Below are 17,445 nucleotides of genomic sequence, written 5' to 3'. Positions count from 1 at the left end.
CGTGGTCGGTGTGACCGGCCCGGTCGACCCGGTCGTCGTAGCCCGGCGTGGTCGTCGTGGTCGTCATGGTCGTTCCCACCCTGCGCGGAACCGGCGGCCGACGCGAGACGTTTTCACCGTGCGCCCGGTACCGTCGGGCGGTCCCGTCCGCGCCCGGCTGTCCGAGGAGTCCCATGACCACCGCCGCCACCCGTCACAGCGACCGGAGGATCAGTCCGGTCTTCCTGGGGATCCTGGCCGTGACGGCGGTCACCGGGTGGGCCACCTGGACCGGGTTCGCGGAGCAGCCCGGGGTCGCCGTGTTCCTGTTCGTGACGGCCGCCTGGATCGTCTCCCTGTGCCTGCACGAGTACGCGCACGCGCGCACGGCGCTGCACAGCGGCGACATATCGGTCGGCGCGAAGGGCTACCTCACCCTGAACCCGATGAAGTACACGCACGCCCTGCTGAGCGTCGTGCTCCCGGTCGTCTTCGTCATCATGGGCGGGATCGGTCTGCCGGGCGGTGCCGTGTTCATCGAGCGCGGCCGGATCCGGGGGCGGTGGCGGCACAGCCTGATCTCGGCGGCGGGCCCGCTGACGAACGTGCTGTTCGCGGTCGTGTGCACGGCGCCGTTCTGGCTGGGCGCGCTGGACGGCGTGCCGGCCGCCTTCCGGTTCGCGCTGGCGTTCCTGGCGCTGCTCCAGGTGACGGCCGCGATCCTGAACTTCCTGCCGGTGCCGGGCCTGGACGGCTACGGCGTGATCGAGCCCTGGCTGTCGTACGGGGTCCGGCGGCAGGTGGAGCCGTTCGCTCCGTTCGGCCTGCTGTTCGTGTTCGCGCTGCTGTGGGTGCCGTCGGTGAACGGCGCGTTCTTCGACGTGGTCGACTCGCTGCTGAGGACGCTGGGCATCGACGAGTTCGACACGTACTGCGGCTACGACCTGTTCCGCTTCTGGCGGGAGACCAGCGGGTACTGCTCGGTCAGCCCGTGACGGAGCCGCTGCGCGCCGCCGCCCGCCCGCGCCGCGCGTAGTACCAGGTCATGTTGGACGACAGTCCCGCCAGCAGCACCCAGACGATGCCGATGAACACGCTGCCCCGCACGAAGGAGACGACGGCCGCGGCGACGGCGAGGAGGCAGACGGCGAGGGCGTAGAGGGCGAGGCGGGGCATGGCTGGGGGCTCCTGTCGGGGGACACTGCTGACACTGCTGCGGCACTGCTACGGCCTCCAGTGTCCCCCATCGCCTCATACGTCCGTGACGCGGAGCCCGGCGTGTGCCTTGTAGCGGCGGTTGACGGAGATCAGGTTGGCGACCAGCGACTCCACCTGGTGGGCGTTGCGCAGCCGTCCGGCGAAGATGCCCCGCATGCCCGGGATGCGCCCGGCGAGCGCCTGCACGATCTCGACGTCGGCGCGGGCCTCGCCGAGCACCATCACATCGGTGTCGATCTCGTCGGTCTCCGGGTCCTGGAGGAGGACGGCCGACAGGTGGTGGAAGGCGGCGGTGACCCGGGAGTCCGGGAGCAGCGCGGCGGCCTGCTGGGCGGCGCTGCCCTCCTCCGGCTTCAGCGCGTAGGCGCCCTGCTTGTCGAAGCCGAGCGGGTTGACGCAGTCCACGACGAGTTTGCCGGCCAGTTCCCCGCGCAGGGATTCCAGCGTCGTGCCGTGGCCCTCCCACGGCACGGCGACGATCACGATGTCGCCGCGCCGGGCGGTCTCGGCGTTGTCGGCGCCCTCGACGCCGTGGCCGAGCTCCTCGGCGGCGGCCCGCGCACGCTCGGCGGCGCGGGAGCCGATGATCACCTTCTGGCCGGCCTTGGCGAGCCGGTACGCGAGGCCCTTGCCCTGCGGTCCGGTGCCGCCGAGCACGCCGACGACGAGCCCGGAGACGTCGGGCAGGTCCCAGGGGTCCTTGGCGGGGGCCTTCGCGGGCTTCTGTGCGCTGTCACTGGCACTGTCACTGGAGGTCATGGCCCGACTGTACGTCCGTGGCGGCACCGCGTCCGGCGGGCGTGAGCCCGGTCACGCGGCCCGCGCCGTGTCCCCGGTTCGGGCGAACCCGGTTCGAACACCGGGACGTGGAGGGCCGGTCGGGGGAAGGATGCGGCCGCATGGATGCCGTACGGGTCGCGCTGTTGCGGGACGTGCTCGCCGGGACGGAATGGCTGGGCGCCACCCGGCACTTCGCGGGGGCGCTGCGCGGGTCGGTGGTCTCGCACGGGGGCGGGCTGCTGCTCGTGGGCACACCGGAGTACGAGCCGTGGCATCTGGCGGCGCACCTGGTGGACGAGGCCGCCTGGTCGGGCACGCCGGAGCTGGCCCCCACGCTCGTACGGCACGGTGCGCGTCCCTCGGACCCCGCGCATCTGGCGGTGGGCCTGGGGCGCCTGGCGGCGGCGCGGCGGGGTGAGACGCTGCTGGTGGTGGCGCCCGGGGAGGCGGCCGGTGAGGCGGCCGCCCCGCTCCTCGACCGGGTGTGCGACGCCCGCCGGGCCGGGGCGACGGTGCTGTCCCTGGGCCCCGGTGAGGGTGAGCTCCCGGCGATGGCCCACGAGGTCCTGCCCGTGCCCGACGGTTCCGAGCTGGACCTGGACACCGTGCAGCACCTGGTCAGCGCGGCAGCCGGAGAGGACGTCCGGCCGGCCCGCCGGGGCCCCCGCCGTTTCCGGGACCGGCTGTCGCGGCTGGCCGACCTGCTGACGGCCCCGCCGCCGACGCACTGGTAGCCGCCCCGGCGCGGTCGGGTCAGCCGTCGTCCCGCTCGCCCGCGGGGGCGTCGCGCCACCTGGAGTCGTTCTCCCACTGGAGGTTGCGCTCGCGGGCCGTCTCCATGGCGTGTTCGGCCTCGGTGCGGCTCGCGTACGGGCCGAAGCGGTCCTTGCCGGGGCAGTCGGGGCCCTCCTCGACCTTCTTGTGCTCCAGGCAGTAGTACCACTCGCCCGGTTTTCCGACCGTCCGCTTCTTGAACAGGGGCATGACCGGTTCCTCTCACCGTCGCGTCGTCTCACCGTCCCGCCAGGAAGATGGTCCCCCGTCGCCGCTGAATTAGACTCGCCGGCATGTCTGGCCAGTCGCTGCTCGTCCCTGGGGAGCTGTCCCCCACCCGTTCCGTGCCCGGGAACATCCGTCGTCCCGAGTACGTCGGCAAGCCCGCCCCGACTCCGTACACCGGTCCGGAGGTGCAGACGCCCGAGACGGTCGAGGCGATGCGGACCGCCGGCCGGATCGCCGCGCGGGCGATGGAGGAGGCCGCGAAGCTGATCGCGCCCGGTGTGACGACGGACGAACTGGACCGGGTGGCGCACGAGTACATGTGCGACCACGGCGCCTACCCGTCGACGCTCGGCTACCGCGGCTTCCCCAAGTCGCTGTGCACGTCGGTCAACGAGGTGATCTGCCACGGCATCCCGGACTCGACGGTGCTGCGCGACGGCGACATCGTCAACCTGGACGTGACGGCGTACATCGGCGGGGTGCACGGCGACAACAACGCGACGTACCTGGTCGGGGAGGTGGACGAGGAGAGCCGCCTGCTGGTGGAGCGCACCCGGGAGTCCCTCGCCCGCGCGATCAAGGCGGTCAGGCCGGGCCGGCAGATCAACATCATCGGCCGGGTGATCGAGTCGTACGCGAAGCGGTTCGGCTACGGGGTGGTCCGCGACTTCACCGGCCACGGCATCAACACGTCCTTCCACTCGGGCCTGATCGTCCCGCACTACGACAGCCCGCACGCGACGACGGTGATGCGGCCGGGGATGACGTTCACCATCGAGCCGATGCTGACGCTGGGGACCCACGAGTACGACATGTGGGACGACGGCTGGACGGTCGTGACGAAGGACCGCAAGCGCACGGCCCAGTTCGAGCACACGCTGGTCGTGACGGAGACGGGCGCGGACATCCTGACCCTGCCGTAGCCCTTCCGCGTCCCCCGGTCCCCTCGGCCCGCCCTCTTCCGGAGGGCGGGCTTTTCCGTGCCGTGGCAGAGTGGGCGTTACCGACACCCCGTCGGCAACCCATTGACTTAGGTAAGCCTAACCATAGAAGATCTGGATTCATGGACTCCTTCTCGACCCTCATCCGCACCGCCTCCCACGAGCAGCACGTGGAGGCGGAGACGTCGACGTTCATGAGCGATCTGCTGGGCGGCCGGCTGGGCGTGGACGCGTACGCGCGCTACACCGAGCAGCTGTGGTTCGTGTACGAGGCGCTGGAGTCCGGGGCGCCGAGGCTCGCGTCGGATCCGGTGGCGGGCCCGTTCATCCAGCCGGAACTGTTCCGCCTGCCGTCCCTGGAGCGGGACCTGGCCCACCTGCGCGGCCCCGACTGGCGCTCGACCCTGACCGCTCTCCCCGCCACCCGCGCCTACGCGGCCCGCGTCGCCGAGTGCGCCCGCACCTGGCCGTCCGGCTACGTCGCCCACCACTACACCCGCTACCTGGGCGACCTCTCCGGCGGTCAGATCATCCGCGGCAGGGTGGAGAGGACGTGGGGCTTCGAGCGCAAGGGCGACGGCGTCCGCTTCTACGTCTTCGAGGGCATCTCCAACCCGGCGGCCTTCAAGCGGGGTTACCGCGAACTGCTGGACGCGGTCCCGGTCGACGACCTGGAGAAGCAGCGCGTCGTGAGCGAGTGCAAGCGGGCGTTCGCCCTGAACACGGAGGTCTTCCGGGCACTGGGCGAGGAGTTCCCTCTGTCGGCGTGACGCCCTCGGACGTCACAGGAACCGCAGCCCTTCCATCGCCGCGCGCAACTCAGTGGTCCACCGCCGGTACGCGGGCACCTTGCTCAGTGCGTCGAGCGCGACCGTCTGCCCCAGCCGGCCGAAGTCCCGCTCCGCGTCGCGACGCCCGCCCAGCGCCGCCTTGAGCACGGCCTTCGGGTCGGCGACCTTCTCCACGTCGTACGGCAGCTCCTACGCGGCGTCACGCGTGGGCGCGGCCTCTCTGAGCGCTTCGGGGTCCGCCAGCATCCACGCCTCGGTCTCCGGCACGGGTACCAGGGCCACGATGCGGTGCGCGTCGTCGGGAAACCGCTCACGGACGGCATCGACCTTGCCCCGCTCGTTGTGGTCGTGGTGGACCATCACGATGTCGAAGTAGCGGAGTAGATCGGTCACTTCACGTGCCACCAGCTCCCGGTGCGCCACGGTGAAGCACTCACCGGCGACCACTCCCGAGCAGTCGAAGCCGACCGGCGCCTCAAGGGCGAGTTCGGCGATCAGCCGGTCGACGAGGGGAACGAGGAACCACTGGTCACTGGCTCCCTCCGTCAGGAGAGCGAGACTGAGATACCTACGCCCCACGCGCGTACCGCCCCAGGGGATCGAGGTACTTCCGCACTTCGAGGGGGGTGACGAACGTCCCGCGCTCACCGCTCCCCGCCACCTTCCGCGCCCGGCTCAGCCGCCGGGGCGGATGACCGTCACCGAATCGAGTAACGGTGTCCAGGCACACCATCGCGTCCTGGGCGTCCTCCAGCGCGACCGGTGAGTGGGTGGTGATCAGGATCCGCCCTCCGCCGCCGACGACGAGCATCACCGGGGAGCGCACCGCTTCACCGTGTTCAATCGAAGCGCCCGCCATGCAGCACATGAAATCGTCGTGCTCATGGTCGAGTCCTGGGTGATCGATGACGGCAGCACCACCCCTGTACCGTCCGGAGCGGTGTCGGCAATGCTTCGGGCGAGATGTGACAGGGGCCGGTTCGAGACGTGGCTGACCAGTTCGTCCGACCGGTCGCTGGCCTTCGTGACGAACACCGAGCGAGCGATGGTGATACTCCTGAACGGCGAGGGCGATCCCGGCGAGCATGCCGTGGACCCGGGAGCCGAGGGTTTCAGCCACGGGTTCGTTCTGTCCGACGGGCAGCACGACGCGTACCCTGACCGGGACACCGTGCCCGTCGATGAGGCGTTGCGGCTCGTGGAGCACATCGTCAGCACGGGGTCCTGGCCTGCGGCCGCACGCTGGGTCGTCGATCGCTGAGACTCGCCGCCCTCCTCGTCCGGGCCCGGACCGGCGAACGGCTCCGCCCCGGCACCATCAGCACTCCAGGTACACCCGGCCGCCGATCTCCGTCCAGCCCTCCGGCTGGGGGGCCGTGAGGATCTGGGAGCCCGTGCCCTGGGTGATGTTCAGGGCACGGCCCAGCCGGTCGGTGAGGAGAAGGGCCGCGGCGCCCGTCGCCTCGTCCTCGTCGATGCCGTCGTCGCGGCCGGGGAAGGCGCGGGCTCGGATGCGGCCGGCCGGCTCGTCCAGCCAGGCCCAGGCGTAGACCCACTCCCCCTTCGGCGGCACGGGCAGGTCGTCGACCTCGGCGGCGCTCGCGTACTGGCGCAGGGTGCGCGGCGGCGCCCACTCCGCCCGCGCCTCGATCCAGCAGAACTCCCCGTCCTGCCGGGCGCCCACCACCCCGGCGGGGACGACCAGCTCGGGCACGTCGAGCAGCCAGCCCGCGCCGACGCAGGGGTGGCCGGCGAAGGGCAGGCGCAGGGTGGGGGTGTAGATGTCGATCACCCCGCGCTCGGGGTCGTCGACGAACACGGTCTCGCTGAACCCGAGCTTCGCGGCGAACGCCTGCCGGTCCTCCCGCTCGGGCATCACGGAACCGTCGCGCACGACACCGAGTTCATTGCCGTACCCGCCGCGAGGTCCGCAGAAGACGCGCAGCACGTCGTAGTCAGTCACGGGGGCATTCAAGCATCGCGCGGGCGGCCAGGTCCTCCCAGGTCGCGGGGTCGCCGACGCCCGTCCGGCAGAACCGGTGTCACCGGCTCCGGCGCTCCGCCGGTCGCCCGAGCCGCCCGGTGGCCCGGGCGGAGGGAAACCGTGCTGGAACCCGTGCGCCGGATCATGACGGAAGTCGCCTCAGCCGGTCACAGACCGGTGACGTCCCCGGCCCTTTTGAGTACGGCGGTGAGCTTGTCCCCCACGGCGTCGCGCCGCCTCGCACGCACCGCCCGGTCCGTCGGCACCAGCCGCGCGGCAGCCTGCACGGCATGGGCGTCCGGGTCGCCGAAGGCGGTCCGCGGGTGCTCTCCCGTCTCCGCGCAGTGCGCCGTGACCTCCTTGACCGCCCGGAGCACGACTGCCCGGTCCACGCCCGGCTGCATGGCCAGCCGTACCTGGAAACGCGCCATCCACTTCTCGCGGTCCTTCTCCCCCGCCGCGTCCGTCGTCCGGTCCTTCTCCGTCACGTGCTCTCCCGGGTGATCGGCAGCCGTCCTCGTCCAGTGGGACGCCGGAACGTGGAAGCGAGTTGCTTGACCGTACCCTCACCGACGCGGACTTCTTCCTGGAGGAAGGCCGGGAGTCCGACGACCGGGCCCCTCCACGGCCGGGTTGCACATGCTGGAGTGCGAGTCCGGCCTGACGCTGTCGCCCGAGGCGGCCAGGAGCCCTCGGCCGACGGCCGGCCTTCCGCACTCGCGAGGCCGGCCTCCGGGCCTGCGAGGACGGTCCATCGAAGACGACAGTGGGTAGCAAGCAAAGGTAAGGCTAACCTAAGCTTCATCTCGGGCCGCATCCACCACGGCAGCACCCACCACGGACGGAAGGAACGGACGGACCGTGCGACGCCTGCACACTCGACCGGCGGGAGCACTGCTGTCCACCGTCACGCGACTGCCCGCCGTCACCCAGCTGTACGGCGGTGGCGCGTGACCGTCCTGGAGAAGGCCGTGCGGGAGCCGGCGCCTCCCGTCACCGGGCGACGGCACACCACCGCCTGGCTGTTGACCGTCTCGCTCGTCGCCGCCCTGCTGGTCCTCGTCCCCGTGGCCGCCGGTACCGGCGCCTACCCCGTGCCCGTCGGCGACGTCCTCACCTCGGTGCAGCACCGGATCGGGCTGGGCGGGGCCGAGCTGGACCGGGTCGCCGAGTCGGTGCTGTGGAACGTGCGGTTCCCGCGGATCGTGCTCGCGCTGCTCGTCGGGGCCTCGCTGGGGTGCGCCGGTGCGCTGATGCAGGGCATGTTCGGCAATCCGCTCGCCGAGCCGGGCGTCATCGGCGTCTCCTCCGGCGCGGCGGTGGGCGCGGTGGCGGCGATCGCGCTCGGGCTGGATCTCCTCGGCACCTGGACGGTTCCGGTCCTCGCGTTCGCCGCCGGGCTCGCCACCGTCCTGCTGGTGTACGCGATGTCCCGCTCGGGCGGCCGTACGGAGGTGGTGACGCTGATCCTCACCGGGATCGCGGTGAACGCCTTCGCGGGCGCCCTCATCGGGCTGTTCCTGTTCGTCGCGGACACCGCCGCCGTCAACCAGATCACCTTCTGGCAGCTCGGCTCGCTCTCCCAGGCCACCTGGCCGAAGGTGCTCGCCGTCCTGCCGTGCGCGGCGCTCGGGCTGGCCGTCGCGCCCCTGTACGCCCGCCGGCTCGACCTGCTGGCGCTCGGCGAACGTCCGGCCCGGCACCTGGGCGTGGACGTGGAGCGGCTGCGGATCGTGCTGGTGCTGGTGATCGCGCTGCTGACGGCGGCGGCCGTCAGCGTGTCGGGGATCATCGGGTTCGTCGGGCTGGTCGTGCCGCACCTGCTGCGGATGGCGGCCGGTCCGGGGCACCGGTTCCTGCTCCCGGGCAGTGCGCTGCTGGGCGCGCTGGTGCTGCTCGCCGCCGACCTGACGGCGCGTACCGTCGCCGAGCCCGCCGAACTCCCCCTCGGTGTCCTCACGGCGCTGCTCGGCAGCCCGTTCTTCTTCTGGCTGCTGCGCCGCACCCGGCGCAGGCAGGGAGGCTGGGCGTGAACCGTTCCCCGGGCCTGCTCCGGCTGCGCAACCGTCCCGTCCCGCCGGCCGCCCCCGAGCCCGGTGAGGTACTCGCCGAGGCCGAGGGGCTCTCCGTACGGCTCGGCGCCCGTACGGTGCTCGCCGGTGTCGACCTCACCGTCCGCGCCGGCGAGGTCCTCGCCCTCGTCGGTCCCAACGGGGCCGGGAAATCCACCCTGTTGAGCGCCCTCGCCGCCGATCTCCCGCCCACCACCGGCACCGTGCGGATCCACGGGCGTCCCGCGTCCGCCTGGTCCGCGCCCGAACTCGCGCTGCGCCGGGCCGTCCTGCCCCAGTCCGCGTCCCTCTCCTTCCCGTTCACGGTCGAGGAGGTGGTCCGCATGGGCCGGGCGCCCTGGGCCACCGCCGCCCGGCCCGGCAAGGACGAGTACGGGGACGAGGCCGCCGTGGCCGGGGCGATGGCCGCCACCGAGGTGACCGGCTTCGCCGCCCGCCCCTTCTCCGCGCTCAGCGGCGGCGAGCGGGCCCGGGTCGCGCTCGCCCGGGTGCTGGCCCAGCGCACGCCCCTCCTCCTGCTCGACGAACCGACCGCCGCGCTCGACCTGCGGCACCAGGAGCTGGTGCCGCGGCTGTGCCGGGAGCGGGCGCACGCCGGTGACGCGGTGGTCGTCGTCCTGCACGACCTGGGACTCGCGGCGGCCCACGCGCACCGGGTGGCGGTCCTGCGCGCGGGCCGGGTCGCGGCCGACGGGCCGCCGGAGGACGTCTTCACGCAGCGGCTGCTGTCGGAGGTGTACGAGCAGCCCGTGGAGGTGTTCCCGCATCCGCGGACGGGGGCGGTCCTGGTGCTTCCGGTGCGGGACGGACCGGCCTCCGGCTGACCCGGCCGTCCTCCAGGTCACGGTGTGGCCGCTGTACCCGGTCCCGGCGCTCGCGCTCCTCCCCGTCCCGGTAGGGTTCGCCTCCGGGAAGGGGAAGGAACCGGATGACCAGGGATCTCGGCCTGCGAAGGCTCCGCGGGCACCGCAGGACCGGCACGTGCGCGCTCGTGGTCGCCCTGTCGGTGACGGCGAGCGGCTGTGTGGTGGTGCACGGTGAGCGCGAGGTGCTCCCGGCCACCACCCGTGCCGAAGCCGCCAAGGCGCTCGAGGAGTTCACGGCCGCGTACAACGAGGCCGACAAGGCGTACGACAGTTCCCTGGACGCCGACCACACCACCGGCGCCCTCGCCGACATCGACGAGGCGCGGCTGAAGGCCGGGCAGGCCAACAACCCGGAGGGCAACGCCTCGCACACGCCGCTGGAGCTGACGGACGCGAAGTTCACCATCCCGAAGAAGGCCGGCTGGCCGCGCTGGTTCCTCGCCGACGCGGCCGGCAACAAGGGCGGCGAGGCGCGCTGGCTGCTGGTGTTCACCCGCGACGGGCTGGACGAGACCTGGGAGGCGGCGTACCTGACGCTGGTTCTCCCGGAGGACATACCGGAGTTCAAGACCGACGAGGACGGCTGGGCCGAGGCCGTGCCCGCCAACTCGTCGGACGTGGCCGTGCCACCGGGCGAACTGAGCGGGAAGTACACGTCGTTCCTCAAGGACGGCGGGGACGTCTTCTCGGACGGCCCGCACACCAGCGGGTGGCGGACCCAGCGCGAGAAGAAGTCGTCGCGGCCGGGGCTGGCCACGCAGTACATCGACGAGCCGATGACGGACGGCGACTACGCGCCGCTGGCGCTGCGTACGAAGGACGGCGGGGCGCTGGTGTTCTTCACCACCCGCCACTTCGAGAAGCAGACCGCCGCGGCCGGGGCGTCGGTGCCGACGCCGAACAAGGACGTGCTGGCGCTGACGACCGGGGAGATACGGCAGTCGCTGACGATGGAGTTCGTCTCCAACGAGGTGGCGCTGGACCCGGCCGACGGTGAGGTGGAGGTCCTGGGGCGGATCCAGGGGCTGACATCGGCGCAGGGCGAGTGAGCCCCTTCCGGTTCCGGGGCGCCGGGCCCAGTCACGCAGGAACCGGGCTCAGTGATACGGACGCCGGGCTCAGTGGCGCAGGGGCCAGGCCGTGCCCGCGTGGTCGGGCTGTTCGTCGGCGTGGCGGGCGCAGGAGTCGGTGAGGACCTCCAGCAGGCTCAGCGGGTCCGGGAGCGGGTGCTCGAGGCCGCGTACCCAGTGCACCGACGGGTCGTCGTCGCCGGGGAGGCGGGCGGGCGGTACGAGGACGTAGGAGCCGCGGCAGTGCCAGCGCAGGCCGGGGTGCTCGTCCATGGTCTCCGGGTGGCAGTCCAGCTCGCACGGCCACCACTCGTCCTCGTCCTCGGGGGTGCCGCGGGTGAGGGTGAAGAACAGCATCCGGCCGTCGTCGCTCTCGGCGACGGGGCCGACCTCGACGCCGGCGTCGAGGAGGCGGGTGAGCGCCTCGTGGCCGGCGTCCAGGGGGACGTCGAGGACGTCGTGCACCATGCCGGTGGCGGTGATGAAGTTGGCCTGCGGCTGGTGGCGGGCCCAGCGCTCGATCTGGGCGCGGTCGGTGGTGGACTGCGTCTGCCAGGCGAACGACACCGGGTGCCGGGCGGGGGTGGGACAGCCCACGCGGTCGCAGGAGCAGCCGTATCCGGCGGCGGGGTGGGCGGCGGGCGCGAGCGGCAGTCCCGCTTCGGCGGCGGCGAGCAGCAGGGCCTCACGGCCGCCCTCGTCGGCGGTCTCCTTCGGGCGGCGTCCGCGCAGCCACTGGGAGAGCCTGCCCTGCCGGCCGGTCCGGCCGCCGAACTCCGCGCTCATCTATCCCCTCGCCTCGCCGTCGTGCCACACAGCATGCCCTATGGTCCCACGATCGTGCTCCCCGGGGGGCCGGAGCCCACAATCGGCGCAGGTGGGACGAGGGAACCCGGAGGAGACGAGGGGGGACGGGGGGTGACGAAGGGTGCGCGCGACGAGGGGCGTGCACCGGTTCGGGTGCCGTCGGGCGGTCCGCGGTGACCGGCGGACCTACCGTGGTCGTCATGGTCACAAGCGTCGCGTTGACGGGTCTGGCGGCCGTGGCTTCCGTGGTGTCGCTGACCCTCACGGGCCACGGCGGCGACCGCCCGCTGGAGTGGGGGTCCGGGCCGCTGACGGTGGACTCGCTGCCCCGCGTCCCGTACGCCGCCCACCGGGGCGGGGCCCGCGAGGTGCCGGAGAACAGCATGTCGGGGCTGATGGCGGCGTTCCGGCGCGGTACGGCGCAGGTGCTGGACTTCGACACGCGGGTGCTGCGGGACGGCACGCCGGTGGTCTTCCACGACGCGACCCTGAACCGTACAACCTTCCTGGGCGGTGAGGTGCGCGGCCTGGACGCCGGGGAGTGGCGGGGCGTACGGCTGCGTCCGCGCGACCGCTTGCCGGGGAGCTGGCGCTCGGAGCGGCCGCCGACGGTCGCCGAGGTGCTGGACCGGTTCGGCGGGCGGATCGTGCTGATGCTGGAGGCGAAGGATCCGCGCGGTGTGGAGCGGCTGGCCGCGCTGATCCGGGCCCGCGGTCTGACCCGCTCGGTATTCGTGAACACCAACGATCCCGAGGTCGCCCGCCGCGTCCACCGCCTGGGCCTGCTGACCCAGCTGTGGCGTTCGGCCCGTCAGCTGCGCACCGACCGGCCCGGGCGGTGGCGCTCCTACGTCGACCTGCTCGACGTCGACATCAAGGCGCGGGACGCCGACCTGAGGCGCGCGGTGCGCTCCGGCATCCCCCGGGTGTGGGCCCACACGGTCGTCACCCCGGCCCAGCGCGACCGCGCCCTGGCGCTGGGCTGCAACGGCGTCATCACGGACGCGCCGGGGCGGCTGGCCCGGCATCCGGCACGGGTGCCGGGGAGGGTGAGCGCGGCGCCGGGGCGGTGAGGGCGCCGGCCGCCCGGCCCGGTGCGGTGCGGTCAGCGGGGTGCGAGGCCGTTGAGGGCGTAGTCGACGAGGGTGTCGGTGTAGTCGTAGGTGATCGGGCCTGTGTACTGGAGCCAGCGCTGGGCGAGGGGGGAGACGAAGAGTTCCAGGGCGATGCGGGGGTCGATGTCCGGGCGGACGTCCCCGGCGTCCTGGGCGGAACGCAGGCGGTCGACGTAGAGCTGGAGCTGGGGTTCCAGGAGTCTGGCGACGAGTCTGCGGCCGAGCTCCTCGTTGACGACGCCCTCGGCGGCCAGTGCGCGGGAGGGGGCCTCGAAGGAGGGGTCCCGCAGTTCGTCGACCGTGGCGCGCAGGACGAGCTTGAGGTCGGCGGCGAGGTCGCCGGTGTCCGGGAAGGCGTACGGAACCTGGCCGGCCGCCGTCGCCGCCCGCTCGGCCATGTCGAGGAACGCCTCGAGGAGGACGTCCGCCTTCGACGGCCACCACCGGTAGATCGTCTGCTTGCCGACTCCGGCGCGGGAGGCGATGCCCTCGATGGTGGTCTTCGGGTAGCCGGCCTCGACGACCAGGGCGAGGGCGGCGTCGTAGATGGCCCGCCGGGAGCGCTCGCTGCGGCGGGTGGCGTCGGGGACGGACTGGTGTGCGGCCATGGGAGCGAATTTACCAGTTGACAAGACGGTGCGTCTCGCCGGACAGTGGTGAGCGTCAAAAGCGAGACGATACGTCTCGTATCGATGGGAGGAGATCACCATGACCCGAGGCGGAGCCGGAAACATGCTGGGCGTCGGCGGCACCCGACAGCACCTGGGCCGCGAGGCCCTGCGCGGCGGCGGGCGCGGCGGACGTGTCGGGGGCGGGCTCGACCCGCGGGCGCAGAAGCGGGAGCTGCTGCGCAAGCTGCAGGCGAAGCGGGAGGAGAACGGCGGCGCGGCCTGGGATCAGACGTCGGCGCGCGGGGGCCAGGGGTCGCCCCAGTCGGTGTCCCGGGCGGCCCGGTAGAGGTCGCCGTGGCGCTTGGTGACCGTGGTGCGGCGCAGGGCCGGGTCCTTCTCGCACAGGTCGAGGAGGACCTGGCCCTTGCGGATCTGCGGCTTGCGGACGACGCGGGCGGGGGCCGGGGCGACCGGGAGGCGGGTGGCGGCGACGTAGCTGAACTTCTCGTCCTCGTAGGCGAGGGAACCGCCCTTGATCTGGCGGTGCAGGGAGGAACGGCTGACCCGCGCGGAGAAGTGGCACCAGTCCGTGCCGGGGGCGATGGGGCAGGCGGCGCCGTGCGGGCAGGGGGCGGCGACGTGGAAGCCGGCGGAGATCAGGCGGTCGCGGGCCTCGATGACGCGGGCGTAGCCGTCGGGGGTGCCGGGTTCGACGATCACGACGGCCCGCGCGGCGCCGGCGGCCGCGTCGACGAGGGCGGTGCGGTCGGGGGCGGTGAGTTCGTTGAGGACGTAGGAGACGGTGACGAGATCGGTGCTCTCGAGGTCGAGTTCCGGTCCGATGCGGGAGCGCTGCCAGTGGGCGGCGCGGAGGGCGGGGTGGGCGGCGGCGAGTTCCCGGCCGAGGGCGAGGGCGGGCTCGGCCCAGTCGAGGACGGTCACGGGACGCTCCCCGTCCCAGGTGGCGCTCACCGCCCAGGCGGCCGCGCCGGTTCCGCCGCCGACGTCCACGTGGCCGCCGGGCACCCATCCGGGCACGGCGTCCGCGAACGCCTCCAGCGCGGACCGCACCGCCTCGAACGTCGCGGGCATCCGGTAGGCGGCGTACGCGGCCACGTCGGCCCGGTCCCGCAGGATCGGCGCCCCGGTCGGGGTGGCGCCCCGGTAGGTGGCGATCAGCCGCTCGACGGCCTGCGCCGCCTGCCGCGCCGGAATCCCGTCGAGCAGCCCGGCAAGGGCGGAGCGCAGGGTTTCGGCAGCGGGCGCAGGAGCAGGAGCAGGGACGTTCACCCGACGATTCTACGGGCCCCACCCCTCCCCCACGGCCCGCACCGAGCCCGCCCCTCGCTCCCGCGGGCAGTCGTGCCGCTGGGGCGGCACGGGTGGGCGCGACGGCACCCCGTAAGCGCCGGGCTGCGCGAACACCCCCCGCCCGCACCCACCCAGGGCACCTCACAAGCACCGGCCCCACGAACACCGGGCCCCACCCAAAGCACCGGGCCCCCACGAACACCGGGCCCTGCCCAAGAAACCGGGCCCCGCCCAAAAAGAGGGGCACCCCCTCATCTCCCCCGCACCGCCCGCGCCACCCGCGTAGCCGCCCGCGCCCTCGGCGTACTGTCCGGCGGAGCCGGCCGGCGCGGATGGACCGTGTTGGCCAGCAGGATCAGGTACGTGTCCGTGGCCCGGTCCAGGACCAGGGACGTGCCCGTGAAACCCGTGTGGCCCGCGGCCCCCCGCCCCGCCAGCTCCCCCATGAACCACGGCTGGTCCAGGGCGAAGCCCAGACCGGGCGGGGTGAACAGCAGGTCCACGTAGTCGGGACCGAGGATGCGGGCGGGACCGTACGAGCCGCCCGCCAGCAGCGTGCGGCAGAAGACCGCCAGATCCCCGGCCGTGGAGAACAGCCCCGCGTGGCCCGCCACCCCGCCCAGCGCCCACGCGTTCTCGTCGTGCACCTCGCCCCGCAGCATCCCCCGGTCCGCCTTGGCCCACGGCCGCCGCTGGTCCTCCGTCGCCGCCGCGGACGGGCACGGCCCGAAGCCGGTCGCCGTCATGCCGAGCGGCCGGGTGATGCCGTCGCGCACGAGGACGTCGAGCGTACGGCCGGTGACGCGTTCCAGGACGTGCTGGAGCAGCAGCATGTTGAGGTCGGAGTAGCAGTACGTGCCGGGCACCCCGACGGGCCGCTCCGCGCGCAGCAGCGCCAGCCGTTCCCCGTCGTCGGCGCAGTCGTACAGCGGGAGTTCGGGGCGCAGCCCGGAGGTGTGGGTGAGCAGCTGGCGGACGGTGATCCCGTGGCGCGCCGCCCCGGTGAAGTCCGGCAGGTACGCGCCCAGGCGCGCGTCGATGCCCAGCGTGCGCCGTTCGATCTGCTGCACCGCCGCCACCGAGGTGAACAGTTTGGTCAGGGACGCCAGGTCGAAGGGGGTGTCCACGGTCATCGGGACGCGTTCGGCCGGCGGCAGTTCGACCGGGGTGTCCGTCTCCTCGTCGTACGCCGCGTAGCGCACGGCCCAGCCCGCCGCCTCCCGCACGGCGAGCACCGGGCCGCGTCCGACGACCACGACGGCGCCCGCCGCCCAGGGCCGTTCGCCGTCGGTGCGGGCGTGGACCTCCTGGACCAGGTGACGGAGTTCCCGCGCGTCGAGCCCGGCCCGTTCCGGCGTGCCGGGGCGCAGTCTGGGCGCGCTCAGATGCCCCCGCCCTTCGCGCCGGCCCATCCGTCGCGCGGACGGCACATTCCCAGGAAGCAGGCCAGCGCCACGAGGGCGGCGACGAGCTGGACGACGGCCATCGGGACGGCGGTGTCCTCCCCGGCGATCCCGACCAGCGGGGAGGCGATCGCGCCGATGAGGAAGGAGCTCGTGCCGAGCAGTGCCGACGCGGAGCCGGCGGCGTGCCGGGTGCGCATCAGGGCGAGCGTCTGCGTGTTCGGCAGGGTGATGCCCATCGCGGACATCAGCACGAACAGCGCGGCGGCCATGGGCACCAGTCCGGCCTCGCCGAACACGCCCAGCGACATCAGCAGCAGCGCGACCGACGCGACGACCACGACGACGAGCCCCAGGCCGAGCGCCTTGTCCAGCCGGACCCGGCCGACCAGGATCTTGCCGTTGACCTGCCCCATGATCATCAGGCCGATGGAGTTGAGCCCGAACAGCAGGCTGAAGGTCTGCGGGGAGGCGCCGTAGATCTCCTGGATGACGAACGGGGAGGCCGCGACGTACGCGAAGAGCGACGCGAAGGCGAAACCGCCGGCGAGCATGTAGCCGGTGAAGGCACGGTCGGCGAGCAGGCGGCGCATCGAGCCGAGCACGTCGCCGATCCCGCCGCCGTGCCGGTCGGCGGGCGCCAGCGTCTCCGGCAGCTTCGCCCAGACGACGGCCGTCAGCAGCGCCCCGACGACGGTCAGGACGGCGAACACGCCCCGCCAGTCCGTCACCCGCAGGATCTGCCCGCCGATGAGCGGCGCCACGATCGGTGCGACCCCGGAGATCAGCATGAGGGTCGAGAAGAAGCGGGCCATGGCCACGCCGTCGTACAGGTCACGGGCGACCGCCCGCGCGATGACGATCCCGGCCGCGCCCGCGAGGCCCTGCGCCAGCCGGAAGGCGATGAGGAGTTCGACGGTGGGCGCGAAGGCGCACAGCGCGGTGGCGACGACGTAGACCGCGAGGCCGATGAGCAGCGGCCGGCGGCGGCCCCACCGGTCGCTCATCGGGCCGACCACCATCTGCCCGAGCGCCATGCCGGCCAGGCAGGCGGTGAGCGTGAGCTGGACGGTGGCGGCGGGCGCGTGCAGGGACCGGGTGACCTCCGGCAGGGCGGGGAGGTACATGTCCATCGCCAGGGGCGGTGTGGCGGTCAGGCCGCCGAGTACGAGCGTGACCAGCAGGCTGGTACGGCGGCCGGCGGTCGTGGTCGCGCGGAGCGTCGCCTCGGCCGCCGTCGGGGCCGGGTCCGGTGTCCTGTTCTGTTTCCGTGCCGGGTCCGCTGACGGGTTCGCCGCCGAGGTCGCTGCCGGATTCGTCGCCGGATTTGTCGCCGGATTTGTCGCCGGATTTGTCGCCGAGTTCGATATGGACGCCCCACCCTCGGGCATGTGACCCCTCCCTTTTCACGCCATCGGCTCCCTATGCTCTCAGCTCGTACGGAGTGCTCGGCGTCAACGGCGATGTCATGGGAGCGCTTCCATCGACATTCGTT

At 73.1% G+C, this 17,445-nt stretch carries 24 protein-coding genes and 1 pseudogene; 12 read left to right on the top strand and 13 right to left on the bottom strand.

What is annotated here, in order from left to right; all coding sequences use genetic code 11:
- The first annotated feature begins 173 nt into the window (after positions 1-173).
- The gene (locus ACH5AO_RS21145; RefSeq protein WP_398926800.1) at positions 174-974 is read left to right on the top strand and encodes a site-2 protease family protein; all 801 of its coding nucleotides are present in this window, start codon (positions 174-176) and stop codon (positions 972-974) included.
- Here ACH5AO_RS21145 and ACH5AO_RS21140 read toward each other — a convergent pair.
- Together ACH5AO_RS21140 and npdG are read right to left on the bottom strand one after the other, a co-directional pair.
- The gene (locus ACH5AO_RS21140; RefSeq protein WP_398926798.1) at positions 964-1,155 is read right to left on the bottom strand and encodes a hypothetical protein; all 192 of its coding nucleotides are present in this window, start codon (positions 1,153-1,155) and stop codon (positions 964-966) included. The genes ACH5AO_RS21145 and ACH5AO_RS21140 overlap by 11 nt on opposite strands.
- Positions 1,156-1,230: 75 nt before the next feature.
- Positions 1,231-1,956, bottom strand: coding sequence for an NADPH-dependent F420 reductase (npdG, locus tag ACH5AO_RS21135; RefSeq protein WP_398926796.1), 726 nt, complete (start codon positions 1,954-1,956; stop codon positions 1,231-1,233).
- A 140-nt stretch (positions 1,957-2,096) separates the two neighbouring features.
- Between npdG and ACH5AO_RS21130 the strand changes: the two genes are divergently transcribed.
- Positions 2,097-2,711 carry a hypothetical protein gene (locus tag ACH5AO_RS21130; RefSeq protein ID WP_398926794.1) on the top strand — a complete coding sequence of 205 codons (615 nt, stop codon included), beginning with the start codon at positions 2,097-2,099 and terminating at the stop codon, positions 2,709-2,711.
- Between the two features lie 19 nt (positions 2,712-2,730).
- Here ACH5AO_RS21130 and ACH5AO_RS21125 read toward each other — a convergent pair whose 3' ends face one another.
- Positions 2,731-2,961 carry a hypothetical protein gene (locus ACH5AO_RS21125; protein ID WP_398782171.1) on the bottom strand — a complete coding sequence of 77 codons (231 nt, stop codon included), beginning with the start codon at positions 2,959-2,961 and terminating at the stop codon, positions 2,731-2,733.
- A gap of 83 nt (positions 2,962-3,044) precedes the next feature.
- Here ACH5AO_RS21125 and map point away from each other — a divergent pair, with 83 nt between their 5' ends.
- Complete coding sequence (gene map / locus ACH5AO_RS21120; RefSeq protein WP_398926792.1) at positions 3,045-3,902, top strand: type I methionyl aminopeptidase; 858 nt, start codon at positions 3,045-3,047, stop codon at positions 3,900-3,902.
- Between the two features lie 140 nt (positions 3,903-4,042).
- Complete coding sequence (locus ACH5AO_RS21115) at positions 4,043-4,690, top strand: heme oxygenase (biliverdin-producing) (protein WP_398926790.1); 648 nt, start codon at positions 4,043-4,045, stop codon at positions 4,688-4,690.
- Positions 4,691-4,702: 12 nt separating this feature from the next.
- Here ACH5AO_RS21115 and ACH5AO_RS21110 read toward each other — a convergent pair whose 3' ends face one another.
- From ACH5AO_RS21110 to ACH5AO_RS21100, 3 genes are read right to left on the bottom strand one after another with little or no spacing between them, the layout of a single operon-like run.
- Positions 4,703-4,885, bottom strand: a complete 183-nt coding sequence (locus ACH5AO_RS21110; protein WP_398926788.1) for a hypothetical protein — start codon at positions 4,883-4,885, stop codon at positions 4,703-4,705.
- A gap of 15 nt (positions 4,886-4,900) precedes the next feature.
- Positions 4,901-5,290 carry a hypothetical protein gene (locus tag ACH5AO_RS21105; RefSeq protein WP_398926786.1) on the bottom strand — a complete coding sequence of 130 codons (390 nt, stop codon included), beginning with the start codon at positions 5,288-5,290 and terminating at the stop codon, positions 4,901-4,903.
- A complete protein-coding gene (locus tag ACH5AO_RS21100) occupies positions 5,280-5,537 on the bottom strand; it encodes a hypothetical protein (protein WP_398926784.1) in 258 nt (85 codons plus the stop codon). Before ACH5AO_RS21100 ends, ACH5AO_RS21105 begins: the two co-directional genes overlap by 11 nt.
- A gap of 9 nt (positions 5,538-5,546) precedes the next feature.
- Here ACH5AO_RS21100 and ACH5AO_RS21095 point away from each other — a divergent pair, with 9 nt between their 5' ends.
- Entirely contained in the window at positions 5,547-5,972 is a 426-nt protein-coding gene (locus tag ACH5AO_RS21095) for a hypothetical protein (protein ID WP_398926782.1), read from the top strand.
- A 57-nt stretch (positions 5,973-6,029) separates the two neighbouring features.
- On the opposite strand, the gene ACH5AO_RS21090 is transcribed toward ACH5AO_RS21095, so the two are convergent.
- Entirely contained in the window at positions 6,030-6,674 is a 645-nt protein-coding gene (locus ACH5AO_RS21090) for a PhzF family phenazine biosynthesis protein (RefSeq protein ID WP_398926780.1), read from the bottom strand.
- 188 nt (positions 6,675-6,862) lie between these two features.
- On the bottom strand, positions 6,863-7,183 hold the full coding sequence (locus ACH5AO_RS21085) for a hypothetical protein (RefSeq protein ID WP_398926778.1): 321 nt from the start codon (positions 7,181-7,183) through the stop codon (positions 6,863-6,865).
- A 462-nt stretch (positions 7,184-7,645) separates the two neighbouring features.
- On the opposite strand from ACH5AO_RS21085, the gene ACH5AO_RS21080 reads away from it, so the two are divergent.
- The 4 genes and pseudogenes from ACH5AO_RS21080 to ACH5AO_RS21065 all read left to right on the top strand — a co-directional run bounded on the left by ACH5AO_RS21080 (position 7,646) and on the right by ACH5AO_RS21065 (position 10,682).
- A complete protein-coding gene (locus ACH5AO_RS21080; protein WP_398926776.1) occupies positions 7,646-8,728 on the top strand; it encodes a FecCD family ABC transporter permease in 1,083 nt (360 codons plus the stop codon).
- Entirely contained in the window at positions 8,725-9,591 is an 867-nt protein-coding gene (locus tag ACH5AO_RS21075; protein ID WP_398926774.1) for a heme ABC transporter ATP-binding protein, read from the top strand. The genes ACH5AO_RS21080 and ACH5AO_RS21075 overlap by 4 nt, the downstream gene beginning before the upstream one ends.
- Positions 9,590-9,733, top strand: a pseudogene (locus tag ACH5AO_RS21070) (iron transporter); the annotation flags it as partial. The gene ACH5AO_RS21075 and the pseudogene ACH5AO_RS21070, both read left to right, overlap by 2 nt.
- Positions 9,696-10,682, top strand: a complete 987-nt coding sequence (locus ACH5AO_RS21065; protein WP_398926772.1) for a hypothetical protein — start codon at positions 9,696-9,698, stop codon at positions 10,680-10,682. The pseudogene ACH5AO_RS21070 and the gene ACH5AO_RS21065, both read left to right, overlap by 38 nt.
- 69 nt (positions 10,683-10,751) lie before the next feature.
- Here the strand turns inward: ACH5AO_RS21065 and ACH5AO_RS21060 are convergent, their stop codons facing one another.
- Positions 10,752-11,489 (bottom strand): bifunctional DNA primase/polymerase, encoded by a 738-nt coding sequence (locus tag ACH5AO_RS21060; protein ID WP_398926770.1) that lies wholly within the window; start codon positions 11,487-11,489, stop codon positions 10,752-10,754.
- A 221-nt stretch (positions 11,490-11,710) separates the two neighbouring features.
- Between ACH5AO_RS21060 and ACH5AO_RS21055 the strand changes: the two genes are divergently transcribed.
- Entirely contained in the window at positions 11,711-12,583 is an 873-nt protein-coding gene (locus ACH5AO_RS21055; RefSeq protein WP_398926768.1) for a glycerophosphodiester phosphodiesterase, read from the top strand.
- 32 nt (positions 12,584-12,615) lie between these two features.
- On the opposite strand, the gene ACH5AO_RS21050 is transcribed toward ACH5AO_RS21055, so the two are convergent.
- On the bottom strand, positions 12,616-13,233 hold the full coding sequence (locus ACH5AO_RS21050) for a TetR/AcrR family transcriptional regulator (RefSeq protein WP_398926766.1): 618 nt from the start codon (positions 13,231-13,233) through the stop codon (positions 12,616-12,618).
- Between the two features lie 100 nt (positions 13,234-13,333).
- Here ACH5AO_RS21050 and ACH5AO_RS21045 point away from each other — a divergent pair, with 100 nt between their 5' ends.
- Positions 13,334-13,582 carry a DUF6243 family protein gene (locus ACH5AO_RS21045; protein ID WP_398926764.1) on the top strand — a complete coding sequence of 83 codons (249 nt, stop codon included), beginning with the start codon at positions 13,334-13,336 and terminating at the stop codon, positions 13,580-13,582.
- On the opposite strand, the gene ACH5AO_RS21040 is transcribed toward ACH5AO_RS21045, so the two are convergent.
- From ACH5AO_RS21040 to ACH5AO_RS21030, 3 genes are all read right to left on the bottom strand, one after another.
- A complete protein-coding gene (locus ACH5AO_RS21040; RefSeq protein ID WP_398926762.1) occupies positions 13,522-14,526 on the bottom strand; it encodes a small ribosomal subunit Rsm22 family protein in 1,005 nt (334 codons plus the stop codon). The genes ACH5AO_RS21045 and ACH5AO_RS21040 overlap by 61 nt on opposite strands.
- A 272-nt stretch (positions 14,527-14,798) precedes the next feature.
- On the bottom strand, positions 14,799-15,959 hold the full coding sequence (locus tag ACH5AO_RS21035; RefSeq protein WP_398926877.1) for a serine hydrolase domain-containing protein: 1,161 nt from the start codon (positions 15,957-15,959) through the stop codon (positions 14,799-14,801).
- Complete coding sequence (locus ACH5AO_RS21030) at positions 15,929-17,131, bottom strand: multidrug effflux MFS transporter (protein ID WP_398926875.1); 1,203 nt, start codon at positions 17,129-17,131, stop codon at positions 15,929-15,931. The genes ACH5AO_RS21035 and ACH5AO_RS21030 overlap by 31 nt, the downstream gene beginning before the upstream one ends.
- On the opposite strand from ACH5AO_RS21030, the gene ACH5AO_RS21025 reads away from it, so the two are divergent.
- Complete coding sequence (locus ACH5AO_RS21025) at positions 17,124-17,345, top strand: hypothetical protein (RefSeq protein WP_398926879.1); 222 nt, start codon at positions 17,124-17,126, stop codon at positions 17,343-17,345. The genes ACH5AO_RS21030 and ACH5AO_RS21025 overlap by 8 nt on opposite strands.
- Positions 17,346-17,445 lie beyond the last annotated feature (100 nt).

It is taken from the genome of Streptomyces sp. NPDC018964, from assembly GCF_044390325.1.
In the GTDB taxonomy this organism is placed as follows: Bacteria; Actinomycetota; Actinomycetes; order Streptomycetales; family Streptomycetaceae; genus Streptomyces.
This window is presented reverse-complemented; position numbering and strand designations above follow the sequence as displayed.

What these genes read in the sequence shown, in the direction of transcription:
- ACH5AO_RS21115 (WP_398926790.1), top strand. Translation starts at nt 4,043, where the DNA reads ATGGACTCCTTCTCGACCCTCATCCGCACCGCCTCCCACGAGCAGCAC.
- ACH5AO_RS21035 (WP_398926877.1), bottom strand. Translation starts at nt 15,959, where the DNA reads ATGGGCCGGCGCGAAGGGCGGGGGCATCTGAGCGCGCCCAGACTGCGC.
- ACH5AO_RS21060 (WP_398926770.1), bottom strand. Translation starts at nt 11,489, where the DNA reads ATGAGCGCGGAGTTCGGCGGCCGGACCGGCCGGCAGGGCAGGCTCTCC.
- npdG (WP_398926796.1), bottom strand. Translation starts at nt 1,956, where the DNA reads ATGACCTCCAGTGACAGTGCCAGTGACAGCGCACAGAAGCCCGCGAAG.
- ACH5AO_RS21125 (WP_398782171.1), bottom strand. Translation starts at nt 2,961, where the DNA reads ATGCCCCTGTTCAAGAAGCGGACGGTCGGAAAACCGGGCGAGTGGTAC.
- map (WP_398926792.1), top strand. Translation starts at nt 3,045, where the DNA reads ATGTCTGGCCAGTCGCTGCTCGTCCCTGGGGAGCTGTCCCCCACCCGT.
- ACH5AO_RS21140 (WP_398926798.1), bottom strand. Translation starts at nt 1,155, where the DNA reads ATGCCCCGCCTCGCCCTCTACGCCCTCGCCGTCTGCCTCCTCGCCGTC.
- ACH5AO_RS21065 (WP_398926772.1), top strand. Translation starts at nt 9,696, where the DNA reads ATGACCAGGGATCTCGGCCTGCGAAGGCTCCGCGGGCACCGCAGGACC.
- ACH5AO_RS21145 (WP_398926800.1), top strand. Translation starts at nt 174, where the DNA reads ATGACCACCGCCGCCACCCGTCACAGCGACCGGAGGATCAGTCCGGTC.
- ACH5AO_RS21050 (WP_398926766.1), bottom strand. Translation starts at nt 13,233, where the DNA reads ATGGCCGCACACCAGTCCGTCCCCGACGCCACCCGCCGCAGCGAGCGC.
- ACH5AO_RS21130 (WP_398926794.1), top strand. Translation starts at nt 2,097, where the DNA reads ATGGATGCCGTACGGGTCGCGCTGTTGCGGGACGTGCTCGCCGGGACG.
- ACH5AO_RS21055 (WP_398926768.1), top strand. Translation starts at nt 11,711, where the DNA reads ATGGTCACAAGCGTCGCGTTGACGGGTCTGGCGGCCGTGGCTTCCGTG.
- ACH5AO_RS21045 (WP_398926764.1), top strand. Translation starts at nt 13,334, where the DNA reads ATGACCCGAGGCGGAGCCGGAAACATGCTGGGCGTCGGCGGCACCCGA.